17 protein-coding genes are annotated in these 16812 nt (G+C 73.1%); 11 read left to right on the top strand and 6 right to left on the bottom strand.

Going from position 1 to position 16812, the window contains the following annotated elements; translation table 11 throughout:
- The first annotated feature begins 75 nt into the window (after window positions 1-75).
- Window positions 76-1422: a UDP-N-acetylmuramoyl-L-alanine--D-glutamate ligase gene (gene murD, locus ACN27B_RS30600; protein WP_422742813.1), complete on the top strand. Its 1347-nt coding sequence runs from the start codon at window positions 76-78 to the stop codon at window positions 1420-1422.
- Window positions 1423-1424: 2 nt separating this feature from the next.
- Here murD and ACN27B_RS30595 read toward each other — a convergent pair whose 3' ends face one another.
- The 3 genes from ACN27B_RS30595 to ACN27B_RS30585 form a co-directional block, all read right to left on the bottom strand.
- On the bottom strand, window positions 1425-1985 hold the full coding sequence (locus tag ACN27B_RS30595; protein ID WP_253866278.1) for a DUF6114 domain-containing protein: 561 nt from the start codon (window positions 1983-1985) through the stop codon (window positions 1425-1427).
- 1 nt (window position 1986) lies between these two features.
- A complete protein-coding gene (locus ACN27B_RS30590; protein WP_091573490.1) occupies window positions 1987-2616 on the bottom strand; it encodes a DUF6230 family protein in 630 nt (209 codons plus the stop codon).
- 190 nt (window positions 2617-2806) lie between these two features.
- Window positions 2807-3571 carry a TetR/AcrR family transcriptional regulator gene (locus tag ACN27B_RS30585; protein WP_099164450.1) on the bottom strand — a complete coding sequence of 255 codons (765 nt, stop codon included), beginning with the start codon at window positions 3569-3571 and terminating at the stop codon, window positions 2807-2809.
- A 314-nt stretch (window positions 3572-3885) separates the two neighbouring features.
- Here ACN27B_RS30585 and ACN27B_RS30580 point away from each other — a divergent pair, with 314 nt between their 5' ends.
- On the top strand, window positions 3886-4572 hold the full coding sequence (locus tag ACN27B_RS30580; RefSeq protein WP_422742810.1) for a Tat pathway signal sequence domain protein: 687 nt from the start codon (window positions 3886-3888) through the stop codon (window positions 4570-4572).
- A gap of 62 nt (window positions 4573-4634) precedes the next feature.
- On the opposite strand, the gene ACN27B_RS30575 is transcribed toward ACN27B_RS30580, so the two are convergent.
- Window positions 4635-5594 (bottom strand): hypothetical protein, encoded by a 960-nt coding sequence (locus ACN27B_RS30575; protein WP_422746141.1) that lies wholly within the window; start codon window positions 5592-5594, stop codon window positions 4635-4637.
- Between the two features lie 261 nt (window positions 5595-5855).
- Here ACN27B_RS30575 and ACN27B_RS30570 point away from each other — a divergent pair, with 261 nt between their 5' ends.
- Together ACN27B_RS30570 and ACN27B_RS30565 are read left to right on the top strand one after the other, a co-directional pair.
- The gene (locus tag ACN27B_RS30570; RefSeq protein WP_099164452.1) at window positions 5856-7157 is read left to right on the top strand and encodes an aspartate aminotransferase family protein; all 1302 of its coding nucleotides are present in this window, start codon (window positions 5856-5858) and stop codon (window positions 7155-7157) included.
- Entirely contained in the window at window positions 7154-8644 is a 1491-nt protein-coding gene (locus ACN27B_RS30565; protein WP_099164453.1) for a CoA-acylating methylmalonate-semialdehyde dehydrogenase, read from the top strand. The genes ACN27B_RS30570 and ACN27B_RS30565 overlap by 4 nt, the downstream gene beginning before the upstream one ends.
- Here the strand turns inward: ACN27B_RS30565 and ACN27B_RS30560 are convergent.
- Window positions 8616-10091, bottom strand: a complete 1476-nt coding sequence (locus ACN27B_RS30560) for an acyltransferase family protein (RefSeq protein WP_422742807.1) — start codon at window positions 10089-10091, stop codon at window positions 8616-8618. The genes ACN27B_RS30565 and ACN27B_RS30560 overlap by 29 nt on opposite strands.
- 161 nt (window positions 10092-10252) lie before the next feature.
- On the opposite strand from ACN27B_RS30560, the gene ngcE reads away from it, so the two are divergent.
- The 7 genes from ngcE to ACN27B_RS30525 all read left to right on the top strand — a co-directional run bounded on the left by ngcE (window position 10253) and on the right by ACN27B_RS30525 (window position 15298).
- The gene (ngcE, locus tag ACN27B_RS30555) at window positions 10253-11668 is read left to right on the top strand and encodes an N-acetylglucosamine/diacetylchitobiose ABC transporter substrate-binding protein (RefSeq protein WP_099164455.1); all 1416 of its coding nucleotides are present in this window, start codon (window positions 10253-10255) and stop codon (window positions 11666-11668) included.
- 7 nt (window positions 11669-11675) lie between these two features.
- Complete coding sequence (locus tag ACN27B_RS30550; RefSeq protein ID WP_091573498.1) at window positions 11676-12584, top strand: carbohydrate ABC transporter permease; 909 nt, start codon at window positions 11676-11678, stop codon at window positions 12582-12584.
- A complete protein-coding gene (locus ACN27B_RS30545; RefSeq protein WP_371682256.1) occupies window positions 12581-13486 on the top strand; it encodes a carbohydrate ABC transporter permease in 906 nt (301 codons plus the stop codon). Before ACN27B_RS30550 ends, ACN27B_RS30545 begins: the two co-directional genes overlap by 4 nt.
- 86 nt (window positions 13487-13572) lie before the next feature.
- Window positions 13573-14100, top strand: coding sequence for a hypothetical protein (locus tag ACN27B_RS30540; RefSeq protein WP_396825047.1), 528 nt, complete (start codon window positions 13573-13575; stop codon window positions 14098-14100).
- 86 nt (window positions 14101-14186) lie between these two features.
- On the top strand, window positions 14187-14561 hold the full coding sequence (locus ACN27B_RS30535) for a glyoxalase superfamily protein (RefSeq protein ID WP_422742804.1): 375 nt from the start codon (window positions 14187-14189) through the stop codon (window positions 14559-14561).
- On the top strand, window positions 14554-14874 hold the full coding sequence (locus ACN27B_RS30530) for an ArsR/SmtB family transcription factor (protein ID WP_091573500.1): 321 nt from the start codon (window positions 14554-14556) through the stop codon (window positions 14872-14874). Before ACN27B_RS30535 ends, ACN27B_RS30530 begins: the two co-directional genes overlap by 8 nt.
- Window positions 14867-15298, top strand: a complete 432-nt coding sequence (locus tag ACN27B_RS30525) for an SRPBCC domain-containing protein (protein WP_396825050.1) — start codon at window positions 14867-14869, stop codon at window positions 15296-15298. Before ACN27B_RS30530 ends, ACN27B_RS30525 begins: the two co-directional genes overlap by 8 nt.
- A gap of 456 nt (window positions 15299-15754) precedes the next feature.
- Here the strand turns inward: ACN27B_RS30525 and ACN27B_RS30520 are convergent, their stop codons facing one another.
- Entirely contained in the window at window positions 15755-16744 is a 990-nt protein-coding gene (locus ACN27B_RS30520) for an N-acetylglucosamine kinase (RefSeq protein ID WP_099164458.1), read from the bottom strand.
- Between the last annotated feature and the right edge of the window lie 68 nt (window positions 16745-16812).

Below are 16812 nucleotides of genomic sequence, written 5' to 3'. Positions count from 1 at the left end.
GGCCCTGGTTCGTCCACCCGTGTCCGGCTGGGCCGGACCCCGCCCGCCGAGCACCGCCGAGTACGAGGAGAGCCCGTGCGCCTGTCTGATCTGCGCGGACGTCACGTCGCCGTCTGGGGCGCCGGTCGCGAGGGCCGGGCCGCGGTGACCGCGATCGCCGCGCACGGTCCGGCCGGCCTGGTCGCCGTGGACGACAGCGCGAACTTCCTCACCCTGCCCTGGGAGGGCCCGCTCGCCGCGGCGGCGCCGCTGGTCACCGGCGAGGAGGGCTTCGCGCGGCTGGCCGCCGCCGACGTGGTGGTCCGGTCGCCGGGGGTGCCGAACACCCACCCGTGGATGGTGGAGCTACGCCGCCGGTCCGTCCCGGTGACGCAGGGCAGCGCGCTCTGGATGGCCGACCACGCGGACCGCACCGTCGGGGTGACCGGCAGCAAGGGCAAGAGCACCACCTCCAGCCTGATCAGTCACCTGCTCACCGCGATGGACCGGCCGAACGTCTTCGGCGGCAACATCGGCGTGCCGCTGCTCGACCTGCCCGAGGCGGACCTGTACGTGCTGGAGCTGTCCAGCTACCAGTGCGCCGACCTGACCGACTCGCCCCGGGTGGCGGTGGTGACCGCGCTGTTCCCCGAGCACCTGGACGCGCACGGCGGCGAGCGGGAGTACTACCGGGACAAGCTGAACCTGGTCGCGCACGGCCCGCACACGGTCGTGGTCAACGGCGCCGACCCGCGGCTGGCCGTGGAGCTGGGCGACCGGGCGGCGGTGCGGGCCGGCTCGCCGGACACCACCCACGTGGCCACCGGTCCGGACGGCACGCCCTGGTTCCACCTGCGGGACACGCCGTTGTTCCCGCGCGCGGTGCTGCCGCTGGTCGGGCGGCACAACGAGGGCAACCTCTGCGTCGCGCTCGCCGTGCTCGACGCGCTCGGCGTCGACGTGGTGGCGCACAGGGACAGCCTCGCCGTGGCGGTCGCCGAGTTCCAGGGCCTGGCCCACCGGCTCACCGAGATCCCCGACCCGTCCGGGCTCACGTTCGTCGACGACACGCTCGCCACCAGCCCGTACGCGGCCATGCACGCGATCGACGCGTACGAGGGCCGGCCGCTGACCGTGATCGTCGGCGGCACGGACCGAGGGCTCGACTACACCCCGCTGCGGGAGCACCTGGCCGAGCGGGAGATCACCGTGATCGGCATCCCGGACAGCGGTCCCCGCATCGTCGAGGCGCTGGCCGGGCTGCCGGCGGTCCGCACCGAGCTGGCCGAGGACCTGGTGGCCGCCGTCGGCCTGTCCCGCAAGCTCACCCCCGCCGGCGGGGTGGTGCTGCTGTCCCCGGCGGCGCCCAGTTACGGGCGGTTCCGCAACTTCGAGCACCGCTCCGAGGTGTTCGCCCAGGCGGTCGCCGACACGGCCCGCTGAGGTCAGCCCCGGTCCGCCGGTCCGCCCCGCGACTCCGCCGGCACCGCGTCGTGGGCCGGCAGCGCGTCGCGGCCCGGTGCGTCGTGCGCCGGTGGCGTGTCGTCGTGGGCCGGCAGGGCGTCGTCGGTCGGCTCGCGGGGTGCGGGCGGCGGGTTCCCGGCGGTCGGGGCGGCCCGTCCGGACCGCTGCTTGGCCGGTGTCCAGGCGAACGCGAGCGCGCCGCCGACCAACGTCAGCAGCATGCCGATGAGGAATCCGCCCAGGTTCGAGGTGAGCCAGGAGACCAGCCCGAGCAGCAGCGAGAGCAGCGCGTAGAAGACCCGCTGCTGCGGGGTGGCGATCAGCAGCACCCCGCAGAGCACGAGGACCGCGGGGACCAGGTACGCGGCCAGGCCCTGCGGCCCGACGTGCAGCAGCACCCCGAGTGGCGCGCGCAGCGTCACCAGCATCTCCGCGCCGCCGAGCGCGATGAGCAGCCCGGCGGTGAACGGCCGGGCCCGTCGCCAGCGGCGCCAGCGCCCACGGGTGCGGGTGGCGGGCGCCGCGTGCTGTCCGCCGGTCACGTCAGCACCCGTCGGAGCTGAAGCCCATACGCAGGTTGGGCAGCGTGAAGATCGCGGCGGTGGTGGCGTAGTTGTTCTGCCGCAGGTTGGTGATGGTCACCGTGTCGGCCTGCTGGGCGAAGACGCCCGGGTTGCCAGTGACGCCGGGGACCTGGTCGACCGTGCTGGCGTCCTGCCCGACGTTGATCTTCTTGAACGAGGCGTTGCCGGCGATCTCGTCGCCGTCGACGACGAGCGTGCGGGCGGTGACCGGCTTGCCGGAGCCGCCGGCGGTGATCCGCAGGTTGGTCCCGCCCAGGTTGATGCTCTGGCACAGGTTGGTCAGCTCGGCCTTGTCGATGGCCGAGACGATGACGAGCACCTGACCGCCGGTGTCGCCCTGGTTCGGGCTGTCCGGGATCATCTGGTCGAGCGTGGCGAACTGCTCGAACCCGGTGCCCTCCAGCCGGTCGGCGGTGACGGTGAACGGCATGCCGGAGATGGCGAACTGCGCACCGAGCACGCCCTGCGCGGTCAGCACCACCATGCCGGCGGCCCCGGCCGCCACCGCGCCGAGGGTGACGGCGAACCGGCGCCAGCGGACGCCGCTGCTCGGCTGGTCGGCCTCGATCGGTGCGGTCTGCTCCGACATGGCGGCTCCCTTTCGAGATCAATTCATTCGCGACGATGTGAATTGGCTTTGCGGGGTTTCCGCGCCACGGAGGCGCAGGCCGAAGTTACCGCTGGGTAAAGGGGCGGTCAACAGCCCGTAGCGGCGAGTTGGGCGGCATGTGTGAATTGCGGCAAAAGTGAAAAACCGCAGCGGTTTCCCACCGGGTCGGTCAGGGTTGGCCGGTCGGCGCGCAGGGCGCGGTCGTGCTCGGACCGTCGTCCGGACGGGTCGGTCGGGTGGCCCGCCGGGCGCCGTCGGGCCCCAGGAACGGCGCGGTGGCCGCGTACGTGAGCACCGGCAGCAGCGCCGGCAGCTCCTCGGCCCGTCCCTGCGCCACCCGGCCCCGGATCGTGGCGTGGATGCCACCGACCACCGTGGACACCAGCACGTCCCGGTCCACCCCGGTGACCGCCGGCCCGGGACCCGCGTCGGCGAAGAACCGGCGGAAGCTGTGCAGCAGCGCGTCCCGTTCCCGGCGGGCGTCCGGACCGGCCGCGTCCACCTCGACCAGCGCCATCCGGGCGAAGGCGGGCACGCTGGCGAGCACGTCGAGCAGCGTGCGCAGCGCCGCCCGGGCGGCGTCCGGCCAGTCCGGCCCGGCGTCCCGGTAGGCGCCCTCCATCAGCTGCGAGACCACCGAGATGCCGTGCCGGTACGCGGCGAGGAACGCGTCCTGCTTGCCGCTGAACAGCGCGTAGAACGCCGGCCGGGTGACCCCGGCGGCATGGCAGATGTCGCTGACCCGGGCGGCGTCGTACCCCCGGGTCGCGACCTCCCGCACCAGCCCGTCGAAGAGGCGGTCGCGTTGGGTCGCCGCCACCTCCTCGGCCGGCACCCGCCGCGGGCCGCGCTTGATGGCGCGGTCGGGGTCGCGGCCGTGCCGCGCGCCCGGTAGCGGGGCGGGCGCCGGCGGTGGCGGGCTCTGCGTGGTCAAGATATCGGCCTTCCTTGATGCGTTGACTTTACGACCCTCTGAGGTTTATAACTTTCGACACGCTCAGTCCACGCCCCGTCACCGCCGGTGATCTCTCGAACGGTCACCCCTGTCGCGTCGAAGGAGGGCCCGAATGGCTGCCATTATCGCCGCCCACGGGCGTCCTCCCAAGGGCGGAGAGAAGCAGGTGACGCGGCGTCGCCGCAGTGCCCCACGCCGCCGGTCCCGCTGAGTCGCGGCGGCTCACCACCCCCGGCGCCGTCCGTCCCGGACGCCGCCGGCACGTCCCCGTCCCACCCCCGGAAGGAACCCCCATGCCCACGTACGGACGCATCGGCGCGGGCCTCGCCGCCCTGGCGCTGCTGACCGGTCTGGTCGGCGCCGCCCCCGCCACCGCCGCCCCCTCCACCTCGCTGGCCAGCGCCGTGCTGACCTACCCGAGCGTCGCCGGCACCGCCGTGTCGGTCAACGACGTCATCCAGGCCAGCCTGAAGAGCGGCACCAACGCCACCTTCTACTCGTCGGCCAGCGGCACCAGCGGCATCAAGTGCGCCGCGTCCAGCTTCAGCGCGAAGGTGCTGAGCAACCCGACCGCTCCCGGCACCGCCACCGAGAGCCTCACCGCGCAGACGTTCAGCAGCTGCACCACGAACGTCTTCGGCACCACCGGCGTGCAGAGCGTGACCGTCAACAACCTGCCCTACACCACCTCGGTCACCAGCGCGGGCGTGGTCACCATCTCCGGCACCGCGGCCGCGCCGATCCAGAGCACGGTCGTGCTGAACTCCCTGCTCGGCCCGATCACCTGCGTCTACCGGACCAGCACGAACACGCTCACCGGCACGGCGGCCAACGCCACCAACTCGATCGCCTTCACCAACCAGACGCTGACCAAGTTCTCCGGTCCGTCGCTCTGCTTCGGCACCGCGTACTTCACCGCGACCTACTCGCCGGTGAAGGACACCAGCAAGACCGGCAGCCCGGCCGTCTACGTCAACTGAGCACCCGACCCATCGGCCGGCGCGCGGCGGTTCGCCGGGCGCCGGCCACCGGTCCGGGCCGGTCAGCCGGTCGTCAGCGCCGCGTGCAACGCGCGCATCGACCGCAGCGCGGAGCGGATCTCCTGCAGATAGCGGCCGGGGGTCAGGGTCGGCTCCGGCACCGGAACCGGCGCGCTCGCCGCCGGGTCCACCCCGACCGTCTCGATGCCGCACCCGTACGGCACGGCCAGCGTCCGCAGCGCGTCGCAGTGCTGGAACGGCACGTAGATCGGCGCGGTCACCATCAGCACCGGGTCACCGGCGCGCAGCCGGACGTGCTCGGCCCAGAACCGCTGCGTGTCGGCGGTGTGCGCCCGGCGGCGCTCCGGCTCGCTCGACGGCGCGGCGAGCACCCGGACCGGGGGCAGCCCGGCCGGCCGGTAGGTGCGCGACGACCAGGCGCGGTGCGGGTGGTCGGCCGGCCCGCCGCTCTCCCGCGCCGGCTCGTCCGCCCCGAACGCCAGCCGTACGCCGGCGTCCAGGACGTCCACCTCGGTGGCGCACCCGGGCACCCCGGCCGCGGCCAGCATCGCCGACTCGGCCTCTGAGAGCGGCCGGAAGCTGCCCAGCACCGCCACCTCGCCGGCCACCCGGGCCGTGCGGGCCAGCAGCGCCGCGTACGCGGTGCGCCGCAGGCACGCGTGCGCCAGCCCGCCGAGGACCAGCAGGTGCGCGTACCCGGAGCGGGCCGGCGGGGTGGCCCGGACCAGGCCCAGCGCCGTGGCCGCGGCCAGCACCAGTCCGGCGGTCCCCGGGTCGAACGCCGGTTCCCGGGCGTCCGGGCGTTCCCGCCCCTGGCGGAAGTCCCAGCGCCGGGCGGAGAACACGTCCAGCCCGGCCAGCACCGCCGTCAGGTCGCCGGCCGGCCAGTCGCCGCCGAAGCGGGCCACCAGGCCGCGCAGTGGCGGTGACTCCACCCAGGACCGCACTCCGGACAGCAGCTCCGCGTGGCTCGTCCCCGCCACGCCGGCCGGCAGCTCCACCTGAGTCGTCCGCACCCGGCGGATGCTACCGGCGGCGCCTGTCGGTCGCGGCCGTGACGCGACCGCGCTGCGGATCGCGTGGTAGAGCACGTCGACCGGCGACGGGAAGCTCGGCAGATGGCCCGTTTCGCTCCGGAAAGCGCAACGACCGCTTGACGTGGTGTCAGGTCGGGGGCGTCGCCGCGCGACACAGTGGCAGTTGTCCCTGTCCGGGCGCGGTGGGAGCGTGCGGGGACCAGACCGCCGCTGAAGGGTGCGCCGATGACGTCCGACGACCTCCTCGCCCGGCACCGGGCCGTACTCCCGTCCTGGATGCCCCTCTACTACGCCGAACCGCTGGAACTCGTCGCCGGGTCCGGTCGTCGGGTCACCGACGCGGCCGGTCGCAGCTACCTGGACTTCTTCGGCGGGGTGCTGACCACCATGGTCGGCCACGACATCCCGGAGATCCGGGAGGCGGTCGAGCGGCAGCTGCGCACCGGCCTCGTGCACACCTCCACGCTCTACCTGATCCGGCAGCAGGTGGAACTGGCCGAGAAGGTCGCCCGGCTCTCCGGCATCCCCGACGCCCGCGTCTTCTTCACCAACTCCGGCACCGAGGCCAACGAGGCCGCCCTGCTGGTCGCCACCAACCACCGGCGCTCGCACCAGATCCTCGCCGTGCGCAACAGCTACCACGGCCGGTCGTACGCGGCGATGGGTGTGACCGGCAACCGCGGCTGGTCGGCCAGCGCGCTCAACCCGTTGCAGGTGGCCTGGCTGCACTCCGGCGAGCGGCTGCGCGGCCTGCTGGCCCGGCTCGACGCCGACGACCGGGTCGACGCCGCGGTCGAGGACCTGCGCGAGGTGCTCGCCACCCAGACCGCCGGCGACGTGGCCTGCCTGATCGCCGAACCGATCCAGGGCGTCGGCGGCTTCGTGCACGGCCCGGACGGGCTCCTCGCCGCCTGGAAGAAGGTGCTCGACGAGCACGGCATCCTGCTGATCAGCGACGAGGTGCAGACCGGCTGGGGACGCACCGGCGAGCACTTCTGGGGCTACCAGGCGCACGGCGTGACACCGGACCTGCTCACCTTCGCCAAGGGCGTCGGCAACGGCTTCGCCCTGGCCGGCGTGGTCGGCCGGGCCGAGATCCTGGAGTCGGTGCCGGCGATCAGCTTCTCCACCTTCGGCGGCAACCCGATCTCCACCGCCGCCGGCAACGCGGTGCTCGACTACCTGCTCGACCACGACCTGCAGGCCAACGCGGCCCGGGTCGGCGCGATCCTCGCCGACGGCCTGCGCGCGGCCGCCGCCGAGCTGGACCAGGTCGCCGAGGTACGCGGCAAGGGCCTGATGCTGGCCGTCGAGTTCGTCCGCCCCGGCACCGTCGAGCCGGACGCGGAGCTGACCACCCGGGTCTTCGAGGCGTGCCGCGCCGGCGGCCTGCTGGTCGGCAAGGGCGGGCTGTACGGCAACGTGGTGCGGATGGGTCCGCCGCTGACGCTGACCGAGGACGAGGCCCGCGAGGGCCTGGCCATCCTGGTCGACGCGATCCGGTCGTCGGTCGGAGAGGCGGCGTGAGCGTGATCGGGCACTACGTCGACGGCAAGCCGACCGCCGGAGAGTCCGAGCGGCGCGGCGACGTCTTCGACCCGGCCACCGGCCGCCGTAGCGCCCGGGTGGCGCTGGCCGGCGCGGCCGACGTGGCCGGCGCGGTGGAGGCCGCCGAGCGCGCCGCCCGCGCCTGGCGGGACGCCTCCCTGGCCCGACGCACGGCGGTGCTGTTCGCGTTCCGGGAGCTGGTGCACGCCCGCCGGGACCGGCTCGCCGAGGTGATCACCGCCGAGCACGGCAAGGTGCTCGCGGACGCCGCCGGCGAGGTGCAACGCGGGCTCGAGGTGATCGAGTACGCCTGCGGCATCCCCTCGGCGCTGCGCGGCGGGTTCAGCGAGAACGTCTCCACCGAGGTCGACTCCTACAGCCTGCGGCAACCGCTGGGCGTGGTCGCGGTGATCTCCCCGTTCAACTTCCCGGTGATGGTGCCGCTCTGGTTCGTGCCGGTGGCGGTGGCCTGCGGCAACGCGGTGGTGCTCAAGCCGAGCGAGAAGGACCCGAGTGCCGCCCTGCTGCTCGCCGGGTGGTTCACCGAGGCGGGCCTGCCCGACGGTGTGCTCAACGTGGTCAACGGCGACAAGGAGGCGGTCGACGCCCTGCTCGACCACCCCGGCGTACGGGCCGTGTCGTTCGTCGGCTCCACCCCGGTGGCCCGGTACGTGCACCAGCGCGGCGCGCTGGCCGGCAAGCGGGTGCAGGCGCTGGGCGGGGCGAAGAACCACATGGTGGTGCTCCCCGACGCCGACCTGGACCTGGCCGCCGACGCGGCGGTCAACGCCGGGTTCGGCTCGGCGGGGGAGCGGTGCATGGCGGTCTCCGCCCTGGTGGCGGTGGAGCCGGTGGCGGACGCGCTGGTCGAGCGGATCGCCGAGCGGATCGGCCGGCTGCGCACCGGGGACGGTCGACGTGGCTGCGACATGGGTCCGCTGGTCACCGCCGCGCACGCCGAGCGGGTGCGTTCCTACGTGGAGTCCGGGATCGCGGCCGGCGCGGTGCCGGTGGTGGACGGGCGGGACGTCACGCCGGACGGCGAGCCGGGCGGCTTCTGGCTCGGCCCGACGCTGTTCGACCACGTCACCCCGGACATGTCGATCTACGCCGACGAGATCTTCGGCCCGGTGCTGAGCGTGCTGCGCGTCGGCTCGTACGACGAGGCGGTGGAACTGGTCAACGCGAACCCGTACGGCAACGGCACGGCGATCTTCACCAACGACGGCGGGGCCGCCCGGCGGTACCAGCACGAGGTGGAGGTCGGCATGGTCGGGATCAACGTGCCGATCCCGGTGCCGATGGCCTACTACTCGTTCGGCGGGTGGAAGGCGTCGCTCTTCGGCGACCTGCACGCGCACGGCGCCGACGGGGTCGCGTTCTTCACCCGGGGCAAGGTGGTCACCAGCCGCTGGCTCGACCCGCGCCACGGCGGGGTCAACCTCGGCTTCCCCACCCAGACCTGAGCAGCCGCAGCAGTCCCGCCCCGGCCAGGTACGCCACCAGCGCCGGGGCGGGCAGGCCGAGCGGCTCGGCCGCCTCCTTCGGCGCGAGGCTGTTCAGCAGCAGACCGGCGACGAGGGCGGCGTACCCGGCGACGGCCAGCGCGGTCGACACCCGGCCGTGCGCGCGGGCTCGGCCACGGCCGCCGGGCGGGCCCGACGGGCGGCGGGTGCGGGCCTCGACCGGGCCGAAGACGGCGACCAGCACGGCCAGCACCACGGCCAGGGCCGCCAGCCACGGGATCCGCCAGGCCCACCAGGTCGCCGTGCCGACCGGTGCGGTGGGCAGCACGCCGAGCGCGTCGAGCAGACCGACCAGCAGGATCGCGGCGGTCAGGTGCCAGAGGAAGACGGTGAGCACCACCGCGTTGACCGCGATCACCGCCTGCCACGGGCCGGACCGGCGCAGCCAGCGCCCGGCCGGACCGCGCAGCAGCAGGATCAGCCCGAGCTGGGCGGCGGCCGCGGCGAGCAGCGCCAGGCTCGGCGGCGCCGCGTTGTCCAGCCGCTCGCCGGGCACGTGCAGCATCGCCACCGGGTACGGCCCGACGACGGTGAGCAGCACCAGCGCGACCAGGCCGCCGGCCAGCAGGATCGTGCCGGCCCGGGGGGAGAGCGGCAGCTCGCGTCGGCGTAACCCGGTCCGCTCGTGACCCTGGCGGCCGTCGGCGCGGCCGACGGCGTCGTGCGGTCCGACGCCCGTCGCCGCCGATCTGCCGGGACGGCCGGCACCGGGCGTGTCGCTGGTCGGCTGCGCCGGTCGGGTCGCGTCGTACCAGGCGAAACCGAGCTGGTGCACGGCCAGCCAGGCGAACAGGTAGTTGCCGTCGGCAAGGCCGGCCGGACCGAGGAGCCGGCCGAGGTCACCGAGCGCGACGAGCGCGACCAGCGCCGCCGGCACGACCAGCCCGAACCGGCGGTGCAGCGCCACCATCGGCGGGGTCAGCGCCACCACCGCGAAGTACGCCACCAGGAACCAGAGCGGGATGGTGGCGAACCAGACCACGGTGCGCACCTGCGTCGCCTCGGCGCCGCGCAGCGTGGCGACCGTGGCGCCGGCGGCGAGCACCAGCAGCAACGTGGTGGTCGGTCGGACCAGGCGGGCGCTGCGGTCCACCAGCCAGCCGGTCGCAGATCCGCCGCGACGCCGGCGGGCGGCCAGCGAGGCGGCGTTGGCATAGCCGCCGACCAGGAAGAACACCGGCATCACCTGGGCCACCCAGGTCAGCGGCCAGGTCCAGGGCAGGTCGGCCAGCGCCGAGCGGCCGGCCGGGCGGCCGTGCTCGTACCCGATCACGGTGACGCCCCAGTGGCCGAGCACGACCATGGTGATGGCCAGCGCCCGGAGCAGGTCGACGTAGCGCTCCCGCCCCGGCGGCGTGCGCTCGGCGAGCTGCCGCAGGCGGCGCATGGGGCCAGGCTATGCCAGCCGTCGGCGACCGGTACGGATAACGGATCGGTCGAGAAGTCTTGTGATCCGCGTCGCGTCAGCGTAGAAATTCTTCAGCAACAACAGCCGATGTGAAGACAAGCGACAGATCCGCCACCCCGCGTACGAACCGAGGAGTTGCGATGAACAGGCGTGAGATCCTCCGGCGCAGCGCCGCCGCCGGTCTGCTGGCCACCCCCGCCGCCGGTCTGCTCGCCGGCTGCGCCACCTCCGGTGGCGACGACAAGGGCGAGGGTGGCGCGTACCAGGGCACCAAGAGCGAGCAGAACCCGCTCGGGGTGAAGGAGGACGCGCCACTGGAGGTGGTGATCTTCAACGGCGGCTTCGGCGAGGAGTACGCCAAGGCGCACGAGGCCATGTACAAGGAGAAGTACCCGAAGGCGGAGATCAAGCACTCGGCCACCGCGGAGATCAGCAAGACGCTCCAGCCCCGTTTCGTCGACGGCAGCCCGCCGGACGTGGTCAACAACTCCGGCGCCGGCCAGATCGACTTCAACGGCCTGGTCTCCCAGAACGCGATCGCCGACCTGGGCGAGCTGCTCGCCGCGCCCAGCCTCGACACGCCCGGCAAGACGGTGAAGGACACGCTGCTGCCCGGCACCGTCGAGGTCGGCTCCTACGACGGCCGGTTCCTGGTGCTCAACTACACCTACACGGTCTACGGCATCTGGCACTCGACCAAGCTCTTCGCCGACCGCGGCTGGACCTACGCCAAGACCTGGGACGAGCACATCGCGCTCTGCCGCCAGATCAAGGCCGCCGGCATCGCCCCCTGGACGTACGCCGGCGTGCATCCCCGCTACATGAGCTGGCCGCTGATCTCCACCGCGATCAAGCTGGGCGGTCCCTCGGTCGCGCTGGCCATCGACAACCTGGAGCCCAACGCCTGGAAGTCGGACGCCATGAAGACCGCCGCCGACGCCTGGCACCAGATCGTCAAGGACAAGTTCATCCTCGACGGCTCGCCGGGCCTGGACCACAAGCAGTCGCAGACCGCCTGGTGCCAGGGCAAGGCCGCGTTCATCTCCTGCGGCTCCTGGCTGGAGAGCGAGCAGAAGGACGTCACGCCGGCCGGCTTCAACATGACCGTCGCGCCGACGCCGAGCCTGGGCAGCGGCGACAAGCTGCCGTTCGAGGCGATCCGGGGCACCGCGGGCGAGCCGTTCATGGTGCCGGCGAAGGCGAAGAACGTGGCCGGCGGGCTGGAGTACTTCCGCACCATGCTGTCGCGCAAGGGCGCCCAGGACTTCACGAAGAAGGTCGCCAGCCTGCCCGTGGTCGCCGGCGCCACCGAGGGCATCGACCTGCCGTACGGGCTCAGCACCGTGGTCAAGGCGCTGGACGCGTCCGGCTCCAACGGCTTCAACTGGGTCTACAACAACTACTACCGCAAGCTGGAGCGCAACCTGGTCGACGCGGCCTGCGGCGAGTTCTTCAGCGGCCGGATCTCCCCGGCGGAGTTCCTCGACCAGTGCCAGAAGGGCGCCGACTCGATCGCGCAGGACAGCTCGGTGAAGAAGTACAAGCGGGCCGCGTGACGCTCGGATGCGACACGGCCGATACCCGCTGATCCTCAGCTTCCTGCTGCCACCGCTGGCGCTCTACGGCATCTTCGTGCTCTCGCCGTACCTTCAGGCGTTCCAGATCTCGACCACCGACTGGCTGGGCTACTCGGCGGAGGCCGACCCGGTCGGCCTGGCGAACTTCCGCACCCTGCTGCACGACGGGTACGTCTGGAACGCGTTGAAGAACAACGCGATCCTGCTCGCGGTGGTGCCGGTGGTGACCATCGCACTGGGTCTCTTCTTCGCCAGCATGCTCACCATGGGCGGGCGCAAGGGCCGCGCCGGCGTCACCGGGGTACGCGGGACGGCCGTCTACCGGCTCGTCTACTTCTTCCCGCAGGTGCTCTCCGTGGTGATCATCGCGTTGCTGTGGAAGGAGATCTACAGCCCGACCAGCGGTCTGCTCAACGGCGGGCTGCGGGCGGTCGGGCTGGCCACCCCGGCCTGGCTCGGCGACCCGAGGTTCGCGTTCTGGTGCGTGCTGGCCGTGATGGTGTGGAGCAACGTCGGGTTCTACGTGGTGCTGTTCGGCGCCGCGATGCAGGCCATCCCGCGCGACATCTACGAGGCGGTGCTGCTCGACGGCGCCTCCCGCGCCACCATGCTGCGGAAGATCACCATCCCGCTGCTCTGGGACACCATCCAGGTGGCCTGGATCTACCTGGCCATCGCGGCGCTGGACGGTTTCATCCTGGTGCAGCTCATGACCAACGGCGGGCCGAACTTCTCCTCCGACGTGATCGGCCTGCGCATGTACGACACCTCGTTCGGCAGCGAGAACAAGTTCGGGTACGCCTCCGCGATCGGCGTGGCCATGTTCTTCCTGACCCTCTCGGTGGCGGTGCTGGCGCTGCGGACCGCCCGGCGTGATCGGATCGAGTACTCGTGACCACAGTGGATACCGGCGCCCCGACCGCCGTCGCGACCGGCGCGGCCACCCCGGCCGACCGTCCGCCCCGGCGTGAGCTGGGCGTGGCGAACGTCTTCTCGCACGGCTTCCTGCTGCTCTGGGCGGCGATGACGATCCTGCCGCTGGCCTGGATGGTGCTCAGCTCGCTGAAGAGCAACGGGGAGATCATCGCCGATCCCTGGGGCCTGCCCGAGGCGCTGCGGTTCGACAACTGGGGGCGGGCCTGGACCAACGCCCACATCGGCCGGTTCTTCTTCAACAGCCTGGTGGTGGTGACCGGCTCGCTGACGCTGACCATGCTGCTCGGCGCCACCGCCGCGTACGTCTTCGCGCGCTACGAGTTCCGCGGCCGTCAGGTGGTCTACTACCTGTTCGTCGGCGGGATGATGTTCCCGGTGTTCCTGGCCCTGGTGCCGCTGTTCTTCGTGGTGCGCAGCGTCGGCCTGCTCGGCACCTGGCCGGGCCTGATCCTGGTCTACACCGCATACTCGCTGCCGTTCACGGTGTTCTTCCTGACCGCCTTCTTCCGGACGCTGCCGACCTCGATCGCGGAGGCCGCCATGATCGACGGCTGCGGGCACTTCCGGCTTTTCTTCCGGGTGATGCTGCCGATGGCGCGACCGGGACTGATCAGCGTCGGCATCTTCAACTTCCTCAGTCACTGGAACCAGTTCCTGCTGCCCCAGGTGCTCATCCCCGGCGACGGGCAGGACCGGATGCTCGCCCAGGGACTCAGTTCGCTCGCGGTCAGCCAGGGTTACGCCGGCGACTACGCCCAGCTCTTCGCCGGCCTGACCATCGCCGTGCTGCCGGTGCTCGTGGTCTACGTGGCGTTCCAGCGGCAGGTCCAGGCCGGCCTGACCGCCGGGCAGCTCAAGTGAGGTCGTTGCCACAGGCAACGGGGCAGTGCGGATGACCGTGCTCCCCTAGGGTGAGCCGGCACGCTCACCTCATCGACAGGAATTCCATGTTCTTCCTCATCTACACACTGCTGTTGCTGCTCGGCGGCATCGCCATGGTCGCCCTCGGCATCGCCGTCAAGGAGCAGGGGACCGGCTCCCGGATCCTCAACGTGGTCGTCGGGCTCGCCATGTTCGCCTACGGCTTCTATCTGTTCTTCCTCTTCGAGGGCGGCCGCTACCAGATCTTCTTCTACGTCTTCGTCCTGCCGATCCTGCTGGCCGTGCGGGCGGTGAAGGCCCGCAAGGAGGCCCGCGAGCAGGCCGCGGCGCACCAGTTCGCCGGCGCGCCGCAGCCCGGGATGTTCGCTCCGTCGGCGCACGGCCAGCCGGCTCCCGGCTACCCGGCTCCGGGTCAGGCGGGCGCCCCCTTCGGCGTGGCCGGACAGGGGCACGCGGCGCCGCCGCACGGCCAGCCGGTGGCGCCGCACGGTCCGGGCCAGCAGGGGCACCCGACCGCGCCGCACGCTCCGGGCCCGCAGGGATACCCGACCCCGCCGCAGGGCTCCGGGCCGCAGGGGTACCCGACCGCTTGAGCAGGTACGCAGGCCGGTCGCCCGTCGTGGCGGCCGGCCTCTCCTCCGCTTGACCGGTAGGAAATCTCCTACCTATGCTGGCGGGCATGTCCGTCAACCACGTGCAGATCGTCTCCGTACCCGTCAGCGACCAGGACCGGGCCCGCGACTTCTACGTCGACGTGCTCGGTCTGGATCTGGTGCGGGACAACCCGATGGGGCCCGGCGGCCGCTGGGTGCAGGTGGCCCCGAAGGGCGCCGCGACCACGCTGACGCTGGTCACCTGGTTCGACAGCATGCCCGCCGGCTCGCTCCGAGGGTTGGTGCTGGAGAGCGACGACCTCGACGCCGACGTCGTCCGGCTGCGCCAGCGGGGGGTCGTGTTCGCCGAGGACGGGATCCAGGTCGCGCCCTGGGGCCGGTACGTCACCCTTGCCGACCCGGACGGCAACGGCATCGCGTTGCAGGAGACCCGTGTCTGAGCCGGACGTCTTCGCGGCCCTGGCCAACCCCACCCGGCGCGAACTGTTGCGGCTGCTCCGCGAGGAGGGGGAGCAGCCGGTGCAGCGGCTCGCCGACCGGTTCGACATGCGCCGACCCAGCCTGTCCGAGCACCTGCGGGTGCTCAAGGACGCCGGGCTGGTGACCGAGCAGCCGGTCGGGCGGCAGCGGTTCTACGCGTTGCGCCCCGAGCCGCTGCGCGAACTGGCCGACTGGCTCACCCCGTACGAGCGGTTCTGGCGCTCCCGCCTGGCCGGGTTGCGCGAGGTGCTGGACGAGCTGCCCGATGAGTGAACCGACGCGTATCGCGGTGGACCAGTTCCTGCCCCACCCCCCGGCCAAGGTGTGGCGGGCCCTGACCGATTCCGATCTCCTCGAACGGTGGCTCATGCCGAACGACTTCCGGGCGGTGCCGGGGCACCACTTCACCTTCCGCACGGTCGCGCGCCCCGGTCAGGGGTTCGACGGGGTGGTCCACTGCGAGGTGCTGGAACTTGACGAGCCACGGCGGCTGCGGTGGGCGTGGCGTGGTGGCTCGCTCGACACGGTGGTCACCTGGACGTTGGTCCCCGAGGGCAGGGGCACCCGGCTGTTCCTGGAGCACGCCGGTTTCGACCCGGACGACCCGCTGCAGCGGCGGACGTTCACCCTGCTCGACGGCGGCTGGCGTACCCAGGTCTGGACCCGTCTCGCCGCCACGCTGACCGCACTGCCCTGACCGCCTGCAGGCCTGGATGCCGCACACCGTCAGCAGGGGTCGGGCTCTGCCGGCGGCGCGGTGGGTGGAACGTCGTGGGTGCGGGCGGGCTGGTGTGGCGCCTACGGTGTTCCACCGAGCCGGTGGAGCTGCGTGCCCGGCGAGTCTGGGTCGTTCACGTCATCGACTTCTCGGTCACGGACGGGACGTGGTTTCCGTCGCCTGTCGAGCTGATAACACGAACGACTCACAGCGGCTGTGGGTGAGGGTGAGTCGTTGGTGTTATCAGCTCGACAGGGCGTTGGGGGTTATCGTCCGTCGGCGCGGGGCGCGGGGCGCGGGGCGCGGGGCGCGGGGCGCGGGGCGCGGGGCGCGGGGCGCGGGGCGCGGGGCGCGGGGCGCGGGGCGCGGGGCGCGGGGCGCGGGGCGCGGGGCGCGGGGCGCGGGGCGCGGGGCGCGGGGCGCGGGGCGCGGGGGTCAGGCCGGTGGCGGGACGAGGCGGGTGTGCAGCGCGGCCGGGTCGGCCACCTCGGGCAGGTCCCGGGCGGCGAGCCAGGCCGCGGCGGCGGCACCGTCCCCGGCGCTGTGCAGCGGGGCGTCCGGCCAGCGGACGGTCAGCTCGTACCGGACGGCGGTGGCCAACGGCGTGTCGCCGGTGAGCAGGCCGCCGCCGAGCACCACCGGATCGGTCGCGCCGGCCGGGCGGATCCGGGAGACACTCTCGGCCAGCAGCGCGGCGGCCTCGCCGATCAGGGCGGCGGCGGTCGGCTCGCCCTCCCGGGCCGCCGTGACGACCAGCGGCGCGAGGCGGGCCAGGTCCACCGGTGGCCGCCGGGTCACCGCCTGTACGACCGCATCGGCGGTCGCCCGGGGTCGGGCGGCCACCTCGGTCGTGCCGGTCAGCTCGGTGAGCACGCGGCGGGCGAGCGCTCCCGGGGCGTCGGCCCGGTCCAGGTCGGTCAGGAGTCGGCGGACCGCCTCGCGGCCCAGCCAGAACCCGGAGCCGGCGTCGCCGAGCAGCCAGCCGTGGCCGTCGGCGGTGCGGTCCAGGCGCAGGTCACGTACCTGGGCGGCGATCGCGCCGGTGCCGGCGATGAGCACGGTGCCCTCTGGCGCGGCGGTCCCGGAGGCGTAGGCCACCAGGGCGTCACCGTGCACGGTGTACGGGCAGGCGAGCCCCGCCTCGGCCCAGGCCCGGTCGAAGGCGTCCCGGCCGTGCGGGTCGGCGAGGAGGCGGCCGGCGCCGGCGAGGCCGATCACGCCGGCGCGTACCCGGGTCGGGTCGACCTCGGCGAGCGCCGCGCGGAGGGCGGCGAGCAGTTCGGCGGCGGCCCGCTCGGCGCCGTGACTGGTCGGGTTGCCGCCGCCGGCGCGGCCGTCGCCCAGGCGTACGCCGTCGAGGTTCAGCGCGGTGGCGCGGGTGGACGTACCTCCGACGTCGAGGCCGACCACGACGGTGTCCGACATGGCTCCCATGCTGGTCGGCCACGTTCCCGGACGCAAGATCGCGGCTGTGCGTCAGGTAACAGTTTGAA

The sequence above is a fragment of the Micromonospora sp. WMMD754 genome, from assembly GCF_049315235.1.
GTDB lineage: Bacteria > Actinomycetota > Actinomycetes > Mycobacteriales > Micromonosporaceae > Micromonospora > Micromonospora sediminicola.
This window is presented reverse-complemented; position numbering and strand designations above follow the sequence as displayed.